Origin of the sequence: Devosia sp. XK-2, assembly GCF_037113415.1 — a bacterium.
Taxonomy (GTDB): domain Bacteria; phylum Pseudomonadota; class Alphaproteobacteria; order Rhizobiales; family Devosiaceae; genus Devosia.
This window is the reverse complement of record NZ_CP146608.1, coordinates 2705505-2726843: the sequence shown is the minus strand read 5'-3', so window position 1 is coordinate 2726843 and position 21339 is coordinate 2705505. Positions and strand designations below refer to the sequence as shown.

At 62.9% G+C, this 21339-nt stretch carries 15 protein-coding genes; 9 read left to right on the top strand and 6 right to left on the bottom strand.

The window, feature by feature from the left end; genetic code table 11:
* Positions 1 to 105: 105 nt before the first annotated feature.
* Complete coding sequence (locus V8Z65_RS13370; protein ID WP_338720647.1) at positions 106 to 597, top strand: ferritin-like domain-containing protein; 492 nt, start codon at positions 106 to 108, stop codon at positions 595 to 597.
* A 163-nt stretch (positions 598 to 760) separates the two neighbouring features.
* On the opposite strand, the gene efp is transcribed toward V8Z65_RS13370, so the two are convergent.
* Positions 761 to 1330, bottom strand: a complete 570-nt coding sequence (gene efp, locus V8Z65_RS13365; protein ID WP_338720646.1) for an elongation factor P — start codon at positions 1328 to 1330, stop codon at positions 761 to 763.
* Positions 1331 to 1461: 131 nt separating this feature from the next.
* Between efp and epmA the strand changes: the two genes are divergently transcribed.
* The 3 genes from epmA (at position 1462) to V8Z65_RS13350 (ending at position 4426) form a co-directional block, all read left to right on the top strand.
* A complete protein-coding gene (gene epmA, locus V8Z65_RS13360; protein WP_338720645.1) occupies positions 1462 to 2511 on the top strand; it encodes an EF-P lysine aminoacylase EpmA in 1050 nt (349 codons plus the stop codon).
* A gap of 143 nt (positions 2512 to 2654) precedes the next feature.
* Complete coding sequence (locus V8Z65_RS13355) at positions 2655 to 3698, top strand: lysine-2,3-aminomutase-like protein (protein WP_338724023.1); 1044 nt, start codon at positions 2655 to 2657, stop codon at positions 3696 to 3698.
* Positions 3695 to 4426, top strand: coding sequence for an aminoglycoside phosphotransferase family protein (locus V8Z65_RS13350; RefSeq protein ID WP_338720644.1), 732 nt, complete (start codon positions 3695 to 3697; stop codon positions 4424 to 4426). The genes V8Z65_RS13355 and V8Z65_RS13350 overlap by 4 nt, the downstream gene beginning before the upstream one ends.
* A 127-nt stretch (positions 4427 to 4553) precedes the next feature.
* Here V8Z65_RS13350 and fabV read toward each other — a convergent pair whose 3' ends face one another.
* From fabV to V8Z65_RS13330, 4 genes are all read right to left on the bottom strand, one after another.
* Complete coding sequence (gene fabV / locus V8Z65_RS13345) at positions 4554 to 5723, bottom strand: enoyl-ACP reductase FabV (RefSeq protein WP_338720643.1); 1170 nt, start codon at positions 5721 to 5723, stop codon at positions 4554 to 4556.
* A 102-nt stretch (positions 5724 to 5825) separates the two neighbouring features.
* Entirely contained in the window at positions 5826 to 6473 is a 648-nt protein-coding gene (locus V8Z65_RS13340; RefSeq protein ID WP_338720642.1) for a glutathione S-transferase family protein, read from the bottom strand.
* A gap of 163 nt (positions 6474 to 6636) precedes the next feature.
* Positions 6637 to 8346 carry a Rieske 2Fe-2S domain-containing protein gene (locus tag V8Z65_RS13335; protein WP_338720641.1) on the bottom strand — a complete coding sequence of 570 codons (1710 nt, stop codon included), beginning with the start codon at positions 8344 to 8346 and terminating at the stop codon, positions 6637 to 6639.
* A 95-nt stretch (positions 8347 to 8441) separates the two neighbouring features.
* The gene (locus tag V8Z65_RS13330) at positions 8442 to 9338 is read right to left on the bottom strand and encodes an aromatic ring-hydroxylating dioxygenase subunit alpha (RefSeq protein ID WP_338720640.1); all 897 of its coding nucleotides are present in this window, start codon (positions 9336 to 9338) and stop codon (positions 8442 to 8444) included.
* Between the two features lie 213 nt (positions 9339 to 9551).
* Between V8Z65_RS13330 and V8Z65_RS13325 the strand changes: the two genes are divergently transcribed.
* On the top strand, positions 9552 to 10583 hold the full coding sequence (locus V8Z65_RS13325; protein ID WP_338720639.1) for an Ldh family oxidoreductase: 1032 nt from the start codon (positions 9552 to 9554) through the stop codon (positions 10581 to 10583).
* A 1-nt stretch (position 10584) separates the two neighbouring features.
* Here the strand turns inward: V8Z65_RS13325 and V8Z65_RS13320 are convergent, their stop codons facing one another.
* The gene (locus tag V8Z65_RS13320) at positions 10585 to 11361 is read right to left on the bottom strand and encodes an SDR family NAD(P)-dependent oxidoreductase (protein WP_338720638.1); all 777 of its coding nucleotides are present in this window, start codon (positions 11359 to 11361) and stop codon (positions 10585 to 10587) included.
* A gap of 169 nt (positions 11362 to 11530) precedes the next feature.
* Here V8Z65_RS13320 and V8Z65_RS13315 point away from each other — a divergent pair, with 169 nt between their 5' ends.
* The 4 genes from V8Z65_RS13315 to V8Z65_RS13300 all read left to right on the top strand — a co-directional run bounded on the left by V8Z65_RS13315 (position 11531) and on the right by V8Z65_RS13300 (position 21260).
* Positions 11531 to 12724 carry an efflux RND transporter periplasmic adaptor subunit gene (locus tag V8Z65_RS13315; protein ID WP_338720637.1) on the top strand — a complete coding sequence of 398 codons (1194 nt, stop codon included), beginning with the start codon at positions 11531 to 11533 and terminating at the stop codon, positions 12722 to 12724.
* A gap of 7 nt (positions 12725 to 12731) precedes the next feature.
* The gene (locus V8Z65_RS13310; RefSeq protein ID WP_338720636.1) at positions 12732 to 14732 is read left to right on the top strand and encodes a MacB family efflux pump subunit; all 2001 of its coding nucleotides are present in this window, start codon (positions 12732 to 12734) and stop codon (positions 14730 to 14732) included.
* A gap of 376 nt (positions 14733 to 15108) precedes the next feature.
* Entirely contained in the window at positions 15109 to 16923 is a 1815-nt protein-coding gene (locus V8Z65_RS13305; protein WP_338720635.1) for an autotransporter assembly complex family protein, read from the top strand.
* Positions 16923 to 21260 (top strand): translocation/assembly module TamB domain-containing protein, encoded by a 4338-nt coding sequence (locus tag V8Z65_RS13300; RefSeq protein WP_338720634.1) that lies wholly within the window; start codon positions 16923 to 16925, stop codon positions 21258 to 21260. The genes V8Z65_RS13305 and V8Z65_RS13300 overlap by 1 nt, the downstream gene beginning before the upstream one ends.
* Positions 21261 to 21339: the final 79 nt, after the last annotated feature.

The following is a 21339-nucleotide window of genomic DNA, read 5'->3' as shown; positions in this document are numbered from 1 at the left end:
GGTTGGCCGCCGCCGAATTTGATCAGGTGGAACCGGAACTTCGGTTGCGGCCCACCGTTGCATGGCCAGCGTCATCATTCCATTCCGAACTGGAGCTGAAGACAAATGGCTGACAAGCAATTGGACGACCTTTTCCTCGATACCCTCAAGGACATCTATTTCGCCGAAAAGCATATTCTGAAGGCGCTGCCCAAAATGGCCAAGGCGGCGGTGTCGCCTGATCTCAAGGCTGGCTTTGAACAGCACCAGGCGGAAACCGAAGGCCATGTCGAGCGGCTGGAGCAGGTATTTGAGCTGCTGGGTAAGACGCCTCGCGGCAAGACCTGCGATGCCATTCTGGGGATCGTCGAGGAGGGCAAGGAGATCATGGACGAGTTCAAGGGCAGCCAGGCCCTGGATGCCGGACTGGTCTCGGCCGCACAGGCCGTCGAGCACTATGAAATTGCGCGCTACGGCACCCTGGCGACCTGGGCCAAGCAGCTCGGCCATACCGAGGCGCTCGACCTGTTGCTGGAAACGCTCAAGGAAGAAGAAGCCACCGACGAGAAGCTGACCAAGCTGGCCAAGACGACGGTGAACTTGAAGGCCGCGGCTTAAAGGCTGCAGGTTCTCGATAATGACGACGGGCCCCAAAAGGGGCCCGTTTGTATTGGCATTGTGCCCGTTGAAGGGCTGGGCCCTACGACCGCAGGTCCTCCGGGCCTGAGTTGCTCAAAAAGCTCCCCTGGAGCTTTTTGACCGCGCGGAGCGCGAACGCAACTCAGTCTTTCGCACGCTCCACGTAGGAATTGTCTTCGGTGAGGATGACGATGCGGGTGCCGGTGTCAATATGGGGCGGGACCATGACGCGCAGGCCGTTACTGAGAACGGCGGGCTTGTAGGAGGAGGAGGCCGTCTGGCCCTTCACCACCGGTTCGGTCTCGACGATCTCGAAGGTCAGGCGCTGGGGCAGTTCCATGGAAAGCGCGACGCCTTCATGGGTCATCAGGTGCACCTTCATGCCGTCGGTCAGATAGGCCTTCTGGTCGCCGATGACGTCGTCAGAGACGGTGATCTGCTCGAAGCTGACGGGCTCCATAAAGTGGTGCCCCTCGGCGTCAGAATAGAGATAGTCATATTCGCGATCGTCGACATCGGCCTTTTCGACCATCTCCACGGTGCGCCAGCGGCCGATCACCTTCACGCCATCGGAGATGCGGCGCATATTGACGTTGGTCACCGAATTGCCTTTGCCGGGGTGAACGTTTTCGGCCGTCAGGATGACGTGGAGATTGCCGTCTTGCTCGACGACATTGCCTTTGCGCAGGGACGAGGCGATGACCTTGACCATATTTCTTCCTTGTTCGTATCGTTGGCGCGGGCTAGAGGCAGGACCTTCCGCGCGCCGGAATATGTATGTGTGGTGCGCCCGATACCCTATTCCGCGCCCTTTCGCCAGACCGGACGGCAAGAAACCCGACAATGACGGCAATTCAGACATCGCCCTGGTGGCATCCCGACCGTCACGCGGATCGTCGTCCGGCGCTGCTGGCGCGGGCGCACATCGAGGCGGCGGTGCGTGGCTGGCTGGCGGACCGTGACTTTCTGGTTGTCGATCCGCCCGGGCTGCAGCGCTCCCCGGGCAATGAGACGCATCTGCATGCCTTCGGCACCAGCATGATCGGCAATGACGGCGTGGGGCAGACGATGTACCTGCATACATCGCCCGAATTCACCATGAAGAAACTGCTGGCGGCGGGAGAAACCCGGATTGCGAGCCTTCAGCATGTGTGGCGCAACCGGGAGCGGAGCGCGTTGCATCATCCCGAATTCACCATGCTCGAATGGTATCGGGCAGGGGTGCCTTATGAGACGATCATCGCTGATACGCTGGCGATTATCCGGTTGGCGGCAGAGGTGACCGGGGTCGGGCAGTTCGCTTTCCGGGGCCGAACTTGCGACCCGCGTGCTGAGGCAGAGCGGATCAGTGTGGCCGAGGCATTCGAGCGCTATGCGGGTATTGATCTGCTCGCGACCATTGACGCGGACGGGGTGCCCGACGATGCGGCGCTAGCGGTGCAGATGGAGCGGGCCGGCATGACGCTGCCCGAAGACCGGAGATGGAGCTATCTCTTCACCCATGTGTTGGTCGAAAAGGTCGAACCGGAATTGGGCAATGGGCGGGTGACGGTGCTGGATCGCTATCCGGCCTCAGAGGCTGCATTGGCGCGGCGGGTGCCGGGGGACCGCCGCGTCGCGCAGCGGTTCGAGGTCTATGCCTCGGGTGTCGAGCTGGCCAATGGCTTTGGCGAATTGACCGATGCGGACGAGCAGCGGGTGCGGTTCGAAGCGGAAATGGAAGAGAAGCAGCGCATCTACGGCGAGCGCTATCCGGTGGACGAGGATTTCCTGGCGGCGCTCGGTGTCATGCCGGAGGCGAGCGGGGTGGCGCTTGGATTTGACCGGCTGATCATGCTGGCCACGGGGGCGCAGCGGATCGAGGCGGTGCTGTGGGCGCCGGTGGCCGAATGAGTGAGTATAGCACGATGCCCACCTCCCCCCCGAGGGGAGAGGTCGCCGCGAAGCGGGGGTCAGAGGCTTGGAAAGGGAATTTGCCCCATTTAGTCACTGAACCCCTCACCCCAACCCTCTCCGCCCAGGGGAGAGGGGGTAGGCTGGCGCAGCCGATCAAATCCGTCGGCGATCTTGAAGCTGCCGGTTTAATTCCAGCGCATTCCAATCTCACGCCGGTCGCCGAAAAATACGCCATCGGCATTACGCCCGCCGTGCTTGATCTCATTGATCCGACCGATCCGGACGATCCGATCGCGCGGCAGTTCGTGCCTCGGCCAGAGGAGCTGGTAACGATGGCGGACGAGCGCGCGGACCCAATTGGCGACCTCACCCATTCGCCGGTGGAAGGCATTGTGCATCGTTACCCGGACAGGGTGCTGCTCAAGGCCGTGCATGTCTGCCCGGTCTATTGCCGCTTCTGCTTCCGGCGCGAAATGGTGGGACCGCAAGGGTTGGGTACGCTGACAGGACCGCAATTGGATGCGGCCATCGCCTATATCGCGGCACACAGCGAGATCTGGGAGGTGATCCTGACCGGGGGCGATCCACTGGTGCTCTCGGCGCGGCGGTTGCGGGACCTGATGGAGCGGCTCAGGGGCATCGAGCATGTGAAAGTCGTGCGGTTTCACACGCGTGTGCCGGTGGTGGAGCCGGAGCGAATTGACGACGATATGGTTGCGGCCCTGACCGCGAGCGGCAAGGTGACTTATCTCGCGGTTCACGCCAACCATCCGCGGGAGCTGACAGCGACGGCCAGGGCCGGGTTCGAGCGCATGCTGGCGGGCGGCATTGCCTTGATCAGCCAGACCGTCTTGCTCAAGGGCGTCAATGACGATGTCGAGACGCTTGCCAGCCTGATGCGTGGCTTTGTCGAGAACCGCATTCGTCCCTATTACCTGCACCATCCAGACCTGGCGCCGGGCACTGGGCATTTCCGGGTGGAGATTGCCGAAGGGCAGCGGCTGGTTGCAGCGCTGCGGGGGCGTATTTCGGGCCTCTGCCAACCCACCTATGTGCTCGATATTCCCGGTGGCCATGGCAAGGCCGATATCGGCGCTTCGGCAATTGCCGGCACCGATGGCTGTTTCACCGTGCGCGATTGGCAGGGTGGCGAACATGCCTATCCGCCTGCAGAAGCGCCGTGATCGCCGGCCGACTGCTGGGGGCGGGGCGTCTGGCCGAGGTGTTGGAGGACGGCGCCTATGTCATCAAGCTCTATCGGCCCGGCGTCGGCCCTGAACAGGCGCAGCACGAAGCCAAGGTGCTCGATGCCCTGCGCGGTACGTCGCTGGTCGTGCCGGACAGCCTGGGGGTCTGCCGGGTGGAGGAGCGCTGGGGCCTCAGGATGAGCCGCCTGCCGGGCGCGGCACTGGGCTCGTTGATGAGCGAGGGTGACATGCCGGGGCTGGTGGCGATATTCGCCGGTCTGCACCGGGCTGTCCTTGCCAATACCGCCAGAGGTCTGCCGCCGATCAAACCGCGCCTGATGGATCGCATTGCACGCGCGCCGCATCTGGCGCCAGCAATGCGGGAACGGGTTCTGCAAAGGCTGGCGGCGCTGCCGGATGGAGACCGGCTTTGCCACGGGGATTTTCATCCGTTCAACATCATGGTTGACGGTGACAGGTCGGGCATTATCGATTGGCTGGACGCGACCCTCGGACCGGCGGCGGCTGATATTGCACGAAGCTATATGCTGGTTGCGCTGCACAGGCCTGCCCTGGCGGCGCTCTATCTTGAGGCCATGACCGAGGATGGCAAGATCAGTCGCCAGCAGGTGATGGACTGGTTGCCGGTGGTTGCTGGTGCGCGCCTTGCAGAGCAGGTGGATGGCGAAGCCGACCGGCTTCTTGCCTGGTGCGAACTGGCCTAGAGCATTTCACCGTTTCGTTGAAACGCTGAAACTGCTCTAAGTTCTTGTTTTATCGCGTTTCCGAACCGCAAAACCGTTGCCACTTTTGCTGGAAACGCTCTAATGGCCAGTCCGCGACGTAAGGGTGTCAATCGACGACGCGCGGGTCGACATCCTTGGCATAATCCACCCCGCCCACGGCAAAGCCGAATAGACGCATGAACTCTTCGCGATATTTGGGCAGGTCGGCCAGATCGGCCAGGTTCTCGGTATTGAGGACAGCCCAGCGCTTCTTGAGCTCGGCCTGCATGGCGTCGGACAATTCCCAGTCGTCGACGCGAATGCGGTTATCGTCGTCGAGCACGATGGTGCCCTGCAGCTTGTCGCGGAACAGGCGGTCGATCTGGTGGATCGGGCCTTCGCCCAGGCCCATTTCGTCCTCAACCTTGATCAATAGCGTACCATAGAGTGGCACCACCGGAATGGCGGAGCTGGCCTGGGTGACCACGGCCTTGAGCGCAACGACATGGGCGGCATTGTCGCCATGCCTGGCGCGGATGGCGGCGGCGGCGCGATCGAGATCGGCCTTGGCCTTGCCCAGAGTGCCCTTGTGGTAGATGGGCCAGGTCAGCTCGCTGCCGAGATAGGTATAGTTGAGCGAGGCGAAATTATCGGCGAGGACGCCGGCTTCGGAGAGGGCCGCGATCCAGAGCTCCCAGTCCTCGCCGCCCATGACCTTGACGGTGGCGGCGGCCTCCTCTTCGGTGGCCGGTTCGACCGTGACTTCGGAGACTTCGCCGGTGCCGGTATTGAGGGTTTTCGAGGTGACCTGCTGGCCATAGGGCTTGATGGCCGAGCGATAGGTGACGCCGTCCTTGGGGTCGGTGCGGACCGGGGAGGCCAGCGAGTAGACGATGAGGTCGACCTGGCCCAGGGTTTCCTTGATGGCCTCGACCGTCTCAACCTTCACCGCATCGGAAAAGGCGTCGCCCTCGATGGTCACGGCCTTGGCGCCGGCGGCGCGGGCACGATTTTCAAAGGCGCGATTATTGTACCAGCCAGCGGAGGCGGGCTTGGTTTCGCCCGGTTCGCGCTCGAAGGAGACACCGACCGTATCGGCGCCAGAGCCAAAGGTGGTGACGATGCGGGAGGCCAGGCCATAGCCGGTGGAGCAGCCGAGCACCAATACCCGCTTGCGGTCGGAGGGAATGGGCCCCTTGATCACGACATGGTCGATCTGGCGCTGCACATTGGTGGCGCAGCCAGTGGGATGGGCGGTGGTGCAGATGAAGCCGCGGATCTTGGGTTCGATGATCATGGGATTTGCTCCTCAGTTTGACCAAGGCAATAGCGGGAATGGAGTGTGAGGGCTAGGGGTGGGTTAGGACAACCCCCACCTTGAGCAGGGGGTTCTACCGCCTCAATCCACCTTGGCCGGACCAGCAGGAAATATCCCCGACATGACGACAAAGCCGGGCACGCGGCGGACACGGTCGGTCCAGCGGCGGAGCGCGGGATAGTCCTGGCGGGAAATGCCACCTTCTTCGGAGAGCATGACATAGGGGAAGCAGGCAATATCGGCCGTGGTCGGATGAGCGGGGGAACAGAGCCAGTTGCGGCCCTGGCGTTCGCCGAACCAGAGATGTTCGTCCATCAGCCGGAAGATGCGGTGGGCGCCCTTCTGGCATTTCTCGATGTCGAAATCATAATCATAGCCCAATGCCAGGCGGGCAGCAGAGCTGGTCGCGGTGATATCGTCGGCCACGGCATGCCAGCGGAGAATTTCAGCCATAATGGCGGGATCGTCGGGGAACCAGAGGCCCGAGGTGTCGTATTTTTTCGCCAGATAGGCGAGGATGGCGCCTGAATCGGACAAGACCAGATCGCCGTCCTTGAGAACAGGAAGCTGGCCAAAGGGGTTGAGCCGCAGGAACCAGTCGGCCTTATGCTCGCGGCCGGGGAAGAAATCCACCGGCACGATGTCATAGGGCAGGTTGAGGATGCTCATCAGCAGCCGCAGCTTGTAGCAATTGCCGGAGAGTTCGAAGTCGTAAAGGGTGATGGTCATTTCACGAGACTGTGGGTTCTGGCCACCCTCCCCCTTGAGGGGAGGGCCGGAGAGGGGGTGGTCGAGATCGGTGCAGGAGCCCAAGGACCCCCACCCCCCGCCCCTCCCCTCAAGGGGGAGGGGAGATGTAGGGCCGCCACATTAAGGTGAGTTGTGAGCATCATTAGATATCCAGCACCAGCCGTGCACTCTTTGCCCGGCTCACGCAGGTCATCATGCAGGTGTTGGAGGCTTTTTCGGTTTTGTTGAGATAGACATCCTGATGGTCGACCTCGCCCTCGATGACGGTGGTGAGGCAGGTGCCGCAGGCGCCCTGTTCGCAGGATGAGGGGACCGTGAGGCCCGCTTCGCGCATCACTTCGAGAATGGTCTTGCCGGCGGGGACGTGCAGCGTCATGGCCGACCGGGCCAGCTCGATGTCGAAGGCGGACGAAGAATCGATGACCTTGTCGTTCTGGAAATATTCGAAATGCACGGCGTCATCAGGCCAGCTAAGCGCAGTGGCCGTTTCCTGGACCATTTCGAGCATGGCGCCGGGCCCGCAGATATAGACGTGATTGGCGAATTGGTGCGGGCCGAGCACCTGGTTGACCGTGCCTTTGATGGCATCGCGACCGAGCCCGGAATGGACATGCACGGCGCCATGCAGGGCTGCGAGTTCGGATTTGAAAGCAGCGCTTTCGCCCGTGCGGGTGAAATAGTGCAGTTCGTAGGGCAGGCTCGACTTATCGAGGAAGCGCGCCATGGACAGGAGGGGCGTTATGCCAATGCCGCCGGCGATCAGCACGGTGCGCGTGGCATCGCGACGAAGCGGGAAATTATTGCGTGGCTCGGAAATGGCCAACACATCGCCTTCGCGCACGGTCTCGACCAAAATCTTGCTGCCGCCCTTGGACGCGCTTTCGGCCTTGATGCCAATGACATAGCTCGAGAGGTCGCCGGGGCCATTGGTGATCGAATATTGGCGCACCAGGCCATTGGGCAGGTGGACGTCAATATGGGCGCCGGGTTGGAAGGTGGGCAGGTGCTTGCCGTCGCGGTCGGCCAGTTCGAGGCCGATAACGCCCTCGGCGCTTTGCCATTTGCGCTTGACCACGACATTGAGCGTATTGCCGCGCGGGACAGCAATGTCGGGCATGGTGGCGAGGTCCGCAGAGAGCTTTTCGTAAAGCGGTTGCAGCGGCTCGGGCGCCGGCTTTTTGGCCGCGGCGCGTTCGAGGCGGTCGCGCAGCTTGCTCAGCAATTCGTTGTAATGGCGAAGGCTGGCCAGTTCGTCGGCGGGCTTTTGCGGCAAGAGACCGCGAATAACGGCGCGGCCGGCATCGACGGGCTGAACGAGATAGACCACGGCGCCCAGGTGCACGATCAGACCGGGCAGGAGATCGGCGGGCTGGTCATCGGGGGCGAGCCGGGAGAGCCCGGCCACGACATCCTCAGGCGCCGCATTGACCGGCATGGGCCTTAGGGCAAACCAGTTCTGACCCTCGGCACCGGAGAAGGGCGCAAAGGGCTTTTCGTCATTGGCAGCCGACCAGACGAGGCCGAAGGCTTCCTTGACTGGATATTTGCGGTTTTCGATGCGGCGGGCGGGCGCGTCGGCAGGATGGGCGGGGATATAGGTACAGCCGGCGGACTGATTGGCATAGCGCCAGCCATGATACTGGCATTTGAGCTCCTGGCCCTCATTGATGCCGATGGAGAGGCGCACGCCACGGTGGAGGCACCGGTTTTCCCAGACATTGACATTGCCATCGTCGGCCCGCCAGACGGCGAGTTCGCGGCCGAGCAACTGGCCCTGATAGACATGGCGGAAGGGCAGGTCCTCGCTTGAGGCGATGGGGTACCAATTGGGATCGGATAGGGAGAGGGGCATGTATCTCGTCCGTCAAAGCCGACAGCCGCGCCACGGCTGCAGATATTGTGGACTGGCTGCCGGGGGCCTTGGCGTACGAGGCGGCAGCCGAGCAATCAGCTCGCTTGGGGAATGACCCCATAGGTGATGCCCTTCTGGCTGAGCCAGCGGCGATAGGCGATGGCGCTCTTGTCGGCGCGGATCGGGGTTTCCGCACGTGGGTCAAGCGGCAGCTTCTTGGGATATTGGTTTTCGAGGATCGGCTTGTCCTGACCGAAAATGGTCTGCTGGAAGCGCCGGAGATCGGTGATGGTCGAGGTCGAGTCGATCATGGATTGCAGGAGGTGGGCGCGGCAGCGCTCCTCGGTCATGGGCTGAAGGAAGATGCCGATGACGTCGCGACGCGATTCGTCCTCGGGGCAGGACTTGTAGAGCACCGAGCAGAAGGGGTGCGGCACGCGATAGACATATTCCACCTCCATGGCATGGGTGGCCGATTTGGCGGCGCGGGGCTGCATGAAGCGGCATTTGGTAGCCAGGACCTCATCGCGCTCCTCGGAGACCTCGACGTCATATTCCTTGACCTCGGTATGGGGTTCGGAGCCGAGAATGTCGGTATGGACATAAGGGAAGTGACCCATATCGAGGAAGTTCTCGACGGCGCGCGGGGCCGAGACGTGGATGCCGATGGAGCCGCAACTCATGTTCACCCGGTCGGGCTCGGCAAATTCGGGAATGGGGAACAGGTCCTGGTTGGGTGTGCCAAGGCAGGTCCAGGTATAGCCATAGGCGGTGCGGACCGGCAGGCGTTCGAGCACTGTATCGGGATCGATCTCGTCGCCGCGCTCCTCATCGCTGCGCAGCCAGACGACCGGCTCGCCGTCATTGCCGCGCGTCAGCGCCAGTTTCGTATCGAGCAGGAGCGTTGTTTCGACAAGGCCGATGGGCAATTCATCGGTTGCGGCGACAACGTGCCAGAGATTGCGGGTGATCGGATCGGGTGCTTGGGGCATGGGCAGTCTCTACTTGGTCGGTCCAGCATAGCCCGCTGAGCGATGGGTGCCAGCACAAAGTTGCGGAATGGGTCATGCGGTGGAGGCATGACGGTAGACAGCAAAGACACCAAGACCTCATGGTGCCCCCTGTCGAGCCAATAGGCCGACTGGCCGGAGACTGCTGCTTTGCACCTCGGCCGTTCAGAACGAGATCTATAAGGATGACGCGCCGTGGACAGTGACGCCCCCCGATTTGCCGAAACGCTGCTTGCCGCACGCGTCAAGGCCAGGCTGGCCGAGGCGGGCGCGAGCGCGCCGTCGCGGGCGGCGGCGGTACAGGCGATGATGCACGCCTCCCGGCTGGGCATCGACAGCCACGGTGTGCGCCTGACCGGGCATTACTGCGCGATGCTGGACGGCGGGCGGCTGAACAAGGACCCGCAACTGGTTGTGGACAGGCGCGGCGCAGGCAGTGCCATGGTCGATGGCGACGATGGGCTGGGGCATTATGCGGCCTATAAGGCGGTCGAGGTGGGCATGGACCTGGCGCGGGAGGCCGGGATCGGCGCAGTGGGGATCAAGAATTCCTCGCATTACGGCGCGGCGGGTGCCTATGCCCTGGCGGGCGCCGAACAGGGATTTGTCACCTTTGCCACGACCAATACCGATTCCATGGTGGCCCTGTTCGACGGGGCGCAGAAGTTTCATGGCACCAATCCGCTGGCCTTTGCCGCGCCGGTGCCGGATAGCCGCCCCTGGTTGCTCGACATGGCGACATCGTCCATACCGCTCAATCGCGTGCTGCTGCACCGGTCCCTGAACGCCAGCCTGCCGGTCGGCGTTGCGGCGACCGAGGATGGTCAGCCAACCACCGACCCGCATGAGGCCGATATGCTCTTGCCGCTTGGCGGGGTCGATTATGGTTATAAGGGAGCGGGCCTGGCCGGGGTGGCGACACTATTTTCCGCGCTCCTGACCGGCACGACGCTCGACCCCGATTTCATCCCCATGTATGGCGGCGCCGATATTTCGAGCCCAAGGAATATGGGGCATTTCGTGATGGTCATCGATCCGGACAAATTTGCCGGCCGGGCGGTGTTCGCTTCGGCCATCACCACCTATCTCGGTGCCCTGCGCGGTTCGTCCGTGCGCGAAGGGGGCCGGGTGATGGCGCCGGGCGACCGGGAATGGGCGGAGATGGATCGACGCGATGCCCAGGGCATTCCCGTCGATCCCGATACGGTGGCTTTCCTCGCGCTCTAGATCATTTCTCGCGATAGATGTCGAAGGGGCCGATGGCCTGGGTGGTGGCCATCAACTGGATCTTGTTGACATTGACATGCTCGGGCAGCGAGGTCGCCCAGAAGACGGACTCGGCGATATCGTCGGCATTCATGGCCTTGGTGTCCGCATAGACATTGCCGGCCCGGTCCTCGTCGCCCTTGAAGCGAACCAGCGAAAATTCGGTTTCGGTCAGACCCGGCTCGATATCGGTGACGCGGATATTCTTGCCCTGCAGGTCCGAGCGGATGGAGAGGGCGAAATGCTTCACGAAGGCCTTGGAGGCGGCATAGACCGAGCCGCCGGGATAGGCGAATTCGCCGGCCACCGAACCCATGGTCACCACATGGCCGCCGCCCCGAGCGATCAGGCCCGGCAGCAGCAAGCGAATTGTATAGACCAGGCCCTTGATATTGGTGTCGATCATGGTCTCCCAGTCATGGAGGTCGGCCTCCTGGGCGGACTGCAAGCCCAAGGCCAGGCCGGCATTGGCCAGCACCACATTAATAGCGTCGAAGGGCGCAGGAATGGCGGCGATGGCGGCCTCGACAGCATTGCGATCACGCACGTCGAGCGGGATGATATGACATTTGTCGTGACCCAGTTCGTCGCGCAGGGCCAGAAGGCGATCCTCACGGCGGCCGGTCGCGATCACCTTGCCGCCGGCAGCCACATAGCGGCGGGCGGCGGCGGCGCCGAAGCCGGACGTGGCGCCGGTGATAAAAACGACAAAGCGGCTGGGATCGAGCAGCGGATACATAGGGGTCCTGAGGGGATGTGTTCACAGTGTGCGGCGCAGGGTGGACCGCGGGCCTGGCCTCGTCAACATGTCCAAAGTTTAATGCGCCTTGCTCAGAGCTAACGTGAATTTACCGGACTTTGGGCGTATGAAAACGGCATATTGCAATGATTGAGAGCTCCTGCGAGCCATGAAGCGATTTTTCCGATTTCTGCTTGTCCTTCTTGTTTTGGGTGGCGCTGCGGCGGGGGGCTGGTGGTATTTTCTGGGTCCGACACAGGCCAGCACCGCGCCTGACACCGTGTCCGTGGCGCGCGGCGATATCGAAACCACGGTTCTGGCATCAGGCGTATTGGAAGCGAGCGCGCTGGTCAGCGTGGGCGCCGAGGTTTCGGGCAGCATCAAGGCGGTTCATGTCGCCCTGGGCGATACTGTGGCGAAAGGCGAGTTGATCGCCGAGATCGACAGCCTCAATCAGGAAAATGCGGTCAAATCCGCGGAAGCGGCGCTGGCCGGCATCCGGGCGCAACGGCGCAATCAGGAAGCCACGCTGATCAAGGCCGAAGCGGCGCTGGCCCGGCAGCAGCAATTGAGCGCCAATAGCCTGGTCTCGCAGACCGACCTGGAAACCGCACAGGCCGCCGTGGAGCAGGCCAGCGCCCAGATCGACCAGCTTGACGCCCAGATCGCCCAGGCCGAACTGACGGTGGAATCGGCGGAGCTGGACCTGGCGCGCACCCAGATCGTGGCGCCGGCCGATGGGACGGTGGTGGCCCTGCTGGTGGAGGAGGGGCAAACGGTCAATGCCAATTCGACGACGCCGACCATCGCCAAAATCGCCAATCTCGACACCATGGTCATCAAGGCCGAAATTTCGGAAGCCGACGTGGTCAAGGTGACACCGGGCCAGAAAGTCTATTTCACCATATTGGGCGAGCCGGACCGACGCATCGAGGCCACATTGCGCGAGATCGAACCGGCACCAACATCGATTGCCGACGACACGAACAGTTCGGGCAATGCCGTCTACTACAATGGGCTGTTCGATGTGCCCAATCCCGATCATCGCCTGCGCATTTCGATGACAGCGTCGGTTACCATCATTCTGGCGGAAGCCCGCAATGTGCTGACGCTGCCCGCCAGCCTTGTGACCCGCAAGGCGCCGGATGGCAGCACAATGGTGCCGGTTTATGATCCGGCCACAGAAGAAATCCGCCCGACGCGGATCGAGGTCGGGCTCAACAACAATATCAGCGCTGAAATCATCTCCGGGCTCGAGGAAGGCGATCAGGTGGTCAATGGCACCGGCGCCCGGCTGACCACCACCCGCAGCGACGGTCCGGGTGGCTTTGGCGGGCCGATGCTGATGCGGCGCGGGGGCTAGGCGGGCGATGAACCGTCACGTCAGCGATCAGAACCGGCTTGGTGCAAAGCCAGTCGCGGCCGAGGCGCCGATTATTTCGATCGAAGGATTGGTGCGCCGCTTTCAGGCGGGCCCGGAATCGGTGGCTGTGCTCAGGGGCGTCGATCTCGAGATATATCGCGGCGAGATGGTCGCGATTATCGGGCAGTCCGGTTCAGGCAAGTCGACGCTGATGAATATTCTGGGGTGCCTGGATCGCGCCAGCGAGGGCCGCTATCGCTTTGCGGGCAAGGACGTCAGCTCCCTCGATGCCGACGAATTGGCAGCGCTGCGGCGCGAACATTTCGGCTTCATTTTCCAGCGCTATCAATTGCTGCCCGATCTCGACGCGGTGGAAAATGTTGAAGTGCCGGCGGTCTATGCCGGTGTCGATGCTGCGGCGCGGCGCGAGCGCGCCATTGCGCTTCTGACCCGTCTGGGCCTGGGCGAACGGCTGGATCACCGGCCCAACGCGCTTTCGGGCGGACAGCAGCAACGTGTCAGCGTGGCGCGGGCGCTGATGAATGGCGGCGAGGTTATTCTGGCCGACGAACCGACAGGTGCGCTGGATTCCCATTCGGGCAGGGAATTGATGGCCCTGCTCAAGGAATTGCACGCCGATGGTCATACGATCATCATCGTGACCCATGATCCGCAGATCGCGGCGCAGGCCGAACGCGTGATCGAAATTGCCGATGGCGAGATCATCGCCGACCGGCACAATGTCGAGCCCCGGCGGGTGGCCAGGACAGAGCCGGGCATAAAAACTGCCGCAAGCTGGCGGCGCGGGCTGGACAGCATGGGCGAAGCGCTGCGCATGGCGTTGCGGGCCATGGGCGCGCATAAGCTGCGGACGTTCCTAACCATGCTCGGCATCATTATCGGCATCGCTTCGGTGGTGGCGGTCGTGGCGCTGGGGCAGGGCAGCCAGCAGGCTGTGCTGGAAAACATTTCCTCGATCGGCACCAATACGATCAATGTCTATCCCGGCTCCGGCTATGGCGACATGCGCTCGGGGCGGGTGCGCACGCTGCGGGCTACGGATGCCGAGGCGCTGGCCAAACAGGCCTATGCCGATAGTGTCACTCCGCAGGTCTCCGCCAATGCCACCGCCCTTTATCGCAACTCGGCCAGCAATGCCTCTGTGACTGGGGTCGGCGCGGATTATTTCCAGGTCAATGGCCGCAGCTTTACCGCCGGCTCGGGCTTTGACGCCGACAGTATCGCCAATATGGCGCAGGAAGCGGTTATCGACCAGAATGCGGTGAACGCCATATTCGCTAATGGTGAGGATCCGCTGGGCGAGGTGATCATGCTGGGCAGGGTGCCGGTGCGGGTGATCGGGGTCGTCGAGACCAGCACGGGCTTTGGGCCGGGCGGCAATAATGCCAATGTCTATGTGCCCTATACTTCGGCAATGAGCCGCATTCTGGGCCAGGATTATCTCAATGCCATCGCCGTGCGCGTGGCCGATGACTATGACACCGGCCAGGCCGAGGCGGAGATCACCGAATTGCTGACGCGGCTGCATGGCGATACGCAGGACTTTTTCCTGCAAAATACCGATACTATCCGTGAGACCATCCAGTCCACATCGGCGACGCTGTCCATTCTCATTTCCACCATTGCCGTCATTTCCCTGGTGGTGGGCGGCATCGGGGTGATGAATATCATGCTGGTCTCAGTATCCGAGCGAACCAAGGAAATCGGTATCCGCATGGCGGTGGGGGCGCGGCGCAGCGACATCATGCGCCAGTTCCTCACCGAGGCGGTGCTGGTTTGCTTTGCCGGCGGCGCGGCTGGCGTGGCGCTGAGCTTTGCGCTGGGGCAGGGGCTGACGACCATCGTTTCGGGGGCGCGGCTGGCCTATTCGACCGAATCGATCGTGCTGGCGATCCTGTCGGCCAGTATTATCGGGGTGGTCTTCGGTTTCATGCCGGCCCGCTCGGCGGCGCGGCTCGACCCGGTCGAGGCGCTGGCCAGGGAATAGGAGTGGGGTGCCTGGGTGTCCCGCCACTGACATGATTGGCCCTGCGGGACGGTTCGAAGCGTGACCCATCGGCCACGGATCGCGGGTCAAAATCGAACAAATTCAATGCAAAGGGTATTCGTCTGCCGGTGGTGGCCCTAAACTTGCCATGAAATCTCCGCCTTTTTGGCCGGAGCATAAGAGGGCGGGGAAGGATTAACGCGATCTTTCCGTCCATGCGGTAATCATCGCTTCGGCCCGGTTTGGTAGAAGCGTAAAAGGGCGGGATAGAGCACTGCGAAGCGCGCGTCTGGTATCGAGTTTTGGCGCCTTGTGCATCGGTCTGGCCTTATCGGCCGGAGCGACGCTGCCGGCTGCCGGCTTTGAACTGTTCGGCATGAAATTCTTCGAGGACCAGTCCGAGATCGATGCCGAAGCGGTGATCGTCGATCCGCAGCCCTATATTGTCACCTTCACCTCCAGCGAGGGCGGCAATGTCGAGGCGGCATTGCGCAATGCGTCAGCCCTGTTAGCTGACGAGGCCGAGCCGGCCTCGGGCGCTGCAGGACTGATCGCCAAGGCGCGAGGGGACTATCGGCGGCTGCTGGCGGCGCTATATGGCGAGGGCTATTATGGCGGGGCGGTAAGCATCCGTATCGGTGGAAAAGAGGCGGCAAGCCTGGCGCCCGATACAAACCTGCCCGATCCGGTGGACGTTACAATAGCGGTGACGGCGGGCCCGCTGTTCCGCTTCGGCGATGTCTCGATCGTCAACCAGGCGCCGCCGACCGCCGATCCCTATGATCAGGTCGATCTGCCGGTGCTGCGCGGGTTCGGCGCGGGGGAAATCGCACGGTCGGCCGTGATCTTAAGGGCCGAGCAATTGGCGCTGAGGGCCTGGCGGCAGCAGGGCTATGCCAAGGCCAGGATCGTCTCGCGCGACGTTGTGGCCGATCATGCGACCAATACGGTTGCTGCAACCATCACGGTCGATCCGGGGCGCCTGGCGGCATTCGGGCCGGTGCGGGTGACCGGGACGGCCCGGATGAATCCGGATTTCGTGGCGCAGCAGACCGGCCTCGCTGTGGGGCAGGAATACGATCCGGACGATATCGAGCGTGCGCAGAAGCGGCTCGACCGGCTGGAGGTGTTCCGGGCCGCCCGTCTCGAAGCCGCCGAGAGCATCGGCAGTGACGGATTGCTGCCCTATGAGTTGATCGTGGAAGAATTGCCGGGGCGGCGCTTCGGTGCGGGCGCGACATTCTCCACCGTGGATGGGCTGGGGCTTGAGGGCTATCACCTCTGGCGCAATCTCTTCGGCCAGGCCGAAAGGCTGCGGCTCGATGCGCGGGTGGCCAGCATTGCCTGGCCGATCGATACGGCCCAGTTCGACTATTTTATCGGCGGCACCTTCACCAAGCCGGGATTTTATCATCCGGACGTGGATCTGGTGGCCTCGATTTCGGCGGAACGGACCATCTATCCAAAATATACGGAAACGTCGGCCGGTGGACGCATCGGACTGAGCTGGTTCTTTTCGGATGAGCTGACCTTTGAAGGTGGCGCCAGCTTCGAGGTGGCGCGGTTCGACGACACTTTCGGAACCCGCGACTTCCAGACAGCCGGGCTCTATGCGGGCGTGGTTTATGACGGGCGCGACAGCAGCGTCGATCCGACGGAGGGCTGGTACGCTTCGGCCAATGTCGAGCCCTTTTTCGACCTGCTCGGCGGCAATCCGGGTGGACGGCTGGTGGTCGAGGGGCGGACTTATTTCGGCTTTGGTGAGAACGACCCGTTCGTGCTGGCGGGGCGGCTCAAGGCTGGTGCGGTGGTCGGACCGGCCCTGGTCGATATTCCGCCTGACAAATTGTTCTTTGCCGGCGGTGGTGGCTCGGTGCGCGGCTATGCCTTCAAGTCCATCGGTGTCGATGATGGCATGGGCAATGTGACGGGCGGGCGCTACCTGCTCGAAGCCTCGCTCGAAGCACGCGCGAAGGTAACCGAGGATATCGGCGTGGTCGGTTTTCTCGATGGCGGCTATGTGGCGGCCGATACGTTCCCGGGCCTTGAGGACCTCAGGCTCGGCGCCGGGCTTGGCATCCGCTATTATACGGGTTTGGGACCCTTGCGTCTGGACGTGGCCGTGCCGCTCAACCGCAAGGCGGGCGATCCAGACTATGCCATTTATGCTGGCATCGGGCAGGCTTTCTGATGGCGGGTTTGTCTGAAAAGAACCGCCGCCGCTTCTTCATTGCCGCGCTGCTGCTGGCGCCGGCTGCCGTGCCGGTGGCCCTCGTGGCCCAGGACATGAACAATGAGGAGCAGAAGGACTGGCTGACCGGATTTGTCGAAGGCCAGCTCTCCACGCCCGAGCGGCAGATACGGCTCTCCAATATCGATGGTATTCTGGGTTCGGACGTATCGATCCGCGAGATTACTATTTCCGATGCCGAAGGGGTTTGGCTTCGGGTCAATAATGCCAGTCTCAACTGGAACCAGGCGGCTTTGTTCGGCGGGCGGCTCGAAGTCAACTCGCTGCGCGCGGAATCCATTGACTATATCCGCAACGCCATCCCGGTAGAGGGTGCGGTCGACCTGCCGCCGCCGGAAGCCGGATCACTGGAAATCCCGGAATTTCCCGTGGCCATCCAGATCGGCGAACTGGCCGTGCCGAGTGTTACCTTTGGCGAGGGTGTGTTCGGCCTGGGCTCGGAAATTTCTCTCAACGGATCGATGACGCTGGAAGGCGGTAATCTCGATGCCGTGCTCGATATCGCGCGGCTCGATGGTCCAGGCGGCACGCTGGACCTTGATGTCGTCTATCGGCGCGAGGGCAATACAATCGATCTGGGGCTGTCGCTGATGGAGCCGCCCAATGGCGTCCTGGCGAACCTGCTCAATATCCAGGACCGGCCGGCCATGACGCTGAGCCTTCAGGGCGAGGGGCCGGTGGCCGATCTCACCACGCAAATGCAATTGCTGGCCAATGACCAATTGGCATTGGCAGGCACTGCGGTCATCGCCCAGCGGGAGGACGGTTTTGCGATCAATGCCAATCTGGGTGGTCCGCTTTCCACCCTGATTGCCGAACCCTATCGGGCGTTTTTTGGTGCCGAGACGCGGCTGACGACGGAAGCGCTGGTGCGCAGCGCCGGTGGGCTGGATATTTCCAACCTGACGCTGAGTGGCGGGCAATTGGGCTTGACGGCCCGGGCCCGGACCACGGCGGACAATTTCCTCAGCTTGCTCGATCTCACCGCTACTATTGCCGATCCCGAGGGCGGCAAGGTTACGCTGCCGGTGCCGGGCAGCTCGACCCTTGTCCAGGGCGGACAAATCCGTGTGGCCTTCGGTACCGATGCCAGCGAAGAGTGGCAGGCGCGGTTCGATCTTGAGGGGTTCGAAACCGATGGTTTTGCCGCGCAGACATTCGGCCTCGGTGTTGGCGGGGTGGCGCGCAATCTCGAAGACACCAGCCGGCGCATGGTGACCTTCAACGGCGATGGCGCATTGTCGGGGATTTCGGCCGATCCGGGCGTGGAAGCGGCGCTGGGAAATTCGGTCGGGCTCGGGCTTGCCGGGCTCTGGAATGCGGGCGAGCCGATCGAATTGGCCGAACTGCGTGTGGCCGGGCAGGCGCTGACGGCCGCTATGGCCGGGAAGATCGACGGGACCGATTTCGACGGGCAGGTCCGGATCGCGGCCGGGAGCATTGCACCCTTTTCGGCGCTGGCCGGACGCTCGCTTTCGGGCGCGCTGGAGCTGACAGCTGACGGGCAGATATTCCCAGTTTCGGGTGGGTTCGACCTGGTTTTCGACGGTACGGGTACCGATTTGCGGGTCGATGACCCCACTGCTGACAAACTGCTGGCAGGGCGGGTCGACCTGTCCGGGCGGTTGGCGCGTACTGAGGCGGGCATAGACGCCGACAATTTCACCATTGCCAATGATCAGGTGCAGTTCCGGGCCGATGGCAGCTATGCCAGCGAGGTGTCCGATTTCAACGTCGCCCTGGATCTGGCCGATCTCGGCCTTGTCTCAGAGGAGGCCAGCGGTGCGTTGGCGGTGCGTGGCTCGGCGCGGTCCGCCGAGGCGGATGCACCTCTGGTGCTGGTGCTCGATGGCGAGGTGCCGAGCGGATCATTGGGTCGCTATGGGCTGCGCGATGCCAAACTGAGCGTGGCTGCGACAGTGCTCGAGGATGTGGTCAATGGCGATGTAACGGGCGTGGCTATGCTCGATGGTCATCGCGCCAGCCTGGAAACGCACTTTAAGACCGATGGAGACAGCCAGATTCTCTCCGGCATCGCGTTCGATATCGCCGGGACCCAGGTGTCGGGCGGCCTGACCCGGATGGTCGAAACGGGTCTCCTTGACGGACGGCTGGACGTTGCTGCGACGGATATCTCGCTGGCGGCGGCGCTGCTGCTGGCCGATGCGTCCGGCGCGATCAATGCTGCAATTGAGCTGACGCCGCAGAATGGCGAACAGGGCGCCGGCGTTAGCGCCAATGTCGCCAATCTGCGGATCAACGATATTGCCGTGGGCCGCGCCGATATTTCGGCGGGCATTTCGGACCTGTTCGGCGTTCCCGCGATCAATGGCACGGCCACGGCCAGCGCCATAACGGCCGGCGGAGTGGAGGTGGAAAGGCTTTCGGCCCGCGCGAGCCAGTCCGGCGAAACGACCAGCTTCGATGCGCAGGCGGGGCTGGCGACCGGCACCGATATCGATCTTACAGGGTCCTTAAGCCCGGTGAATGGAGGCTATCGGCTGGCGCTCGACCGCGCCAATCTGGAGCAGGGCGCGCTTGCGGCGCGGCTCGCCAATCCGGCTGTGTTGATGGTCGCGGGCGACAGTGTTGCGCTCGATGCCCTGCGCTTCAATGTCGGCTCTGGCAGCATCACAGCGACGGGAACGGCAGGCCAGTCACTGGAGATGGTGGTCGACATTGCCGAATTGCCGCTGTCCATCGCCAATGCGGTGGTGGCGGATCTCGGATTGTCCGGGACGCTCAACGGGCGGGCCACGGTTTCAGGCGCCGCTTCGGACCCGCAGGTTGTTTTCCAGGCCAGTGCCAACGCGGTTGGGGCGAGTGCCATCGCACCCTTTGGGATTGCGCCGCTGAGCCTTGCTGTCTCTGGCAGCTATGCGAACAATGTCGCAACGCTCGATAGTCTGAGCGCCAGCGGCAATAGCGGATTGTCGGTGCGGGGGGCGGGCCGCGTGCCACTGGCGGGGAATGGCGTGTCGCTCTCGCTTGACGGTTCGGCGCCATTGGCCCTGGCCAATAGATTTATGTCCGACCGGGGCGCGCGGCTGGCCGGCACGGCCAATTTCAATGCGCGGGTCGGTGGCAGCCTGACCAGCCCCCAATTTTCCGGCAATGTGGCGACGACCGGTGCCGAATATGTCGATCCCGAGCTTAATCTGCGCCTGACCGGCATTGCCGCCCGCGTGGCGCTTTCTGGCACCAGCGCCAATGTGGAAAGCCTCTCGGCCAATCTGGCGACAGGCGGCAGCGTGTCGGGATCGGGCAGCATAGGCCTGATCGGGGGCATGCCGGCTAATCTGTCCCTGCAGATCAATTCGGCACGCTATGCCGATGGCGATCTCTTTGTCGCTACGCTGTCGGGCGGGCTTACCCTGACCGGCAATCTCACCGGCGCGCCGCTATTGGCGGGCAATGTCTTTGTCGAGCAAGCCAATATCACCGTCCCCGAAAGCCTGGGCGGCGGGGCGCAGTTGATTGATGTCGAACACCGGCGCGCGCCTGACGCTGTGCAGCGGACGCTGGATCGGGCAAAAATCAATGATCGGACAGGTGTTGCCACGGCTGGTGGCGGGCCGCAATTGCAGCTCGATGTCAATGTCAACGCGCCAAACCAAATCTTTGTTCGCGGACGCGGCCTCGACGCCGAGGTGGGCGGTTCGGTGCGCCTGACGGGTCCCGTGACCAATGTGCGGCCGGTGGGGGCGTTCAATCTCATCCGCGGCCGTCTGTCGATCCTGGGCCAGCGTGTCGTCTTTGAAACCGGTACGGTGACATTGGTGGGTGACCTTAACCCGCAGCTCAATTTCGTGGCCCGGGCCGAGGGCGATGGGATCACGGTCTTCGTGACGCTGTCGGGCCGGGCTTCGGCGCCCGACATTACCTTCAGTTCCAACCCCGTCCTGCCGCAGGATGAGGTTCTGAGCCGGTTGATCTTCAAGCGTTCGATGGGAGAGCTGTCGCCGATCCAGCTTGCGCAACTGGCTGCCGCGGCGGCCGAACTGGTCGGGGGCGGTGGTGGTGGCGGTCTGGTGGAGAGCCTGCGCGGGGCCGCCGGTCTGGCCGATCTCGACGTGGTCACCGACGATGATGGCAATGTCGGCGTTCAGGCCGGAACCTATATCCAGGACAATGTCTATCTCGGGGTGACGGCAGGCGCCAATGGCCAGTCCAAGGTCAGTATCAATCTCGACGTGACCGAGGACCTCACCATCAAGGGATCAGCCGGGCAGGACGGCAATTCCAGCGTCGGGGTGTTCTTCGAGAAGGATTATTGAGGGCACCCCTTCTCTCCTTGTGGGAGACGGTTGGGGTGACGGGCTCGCGGGCAATGAGGCACGTTCGGGCCTCCTGTGC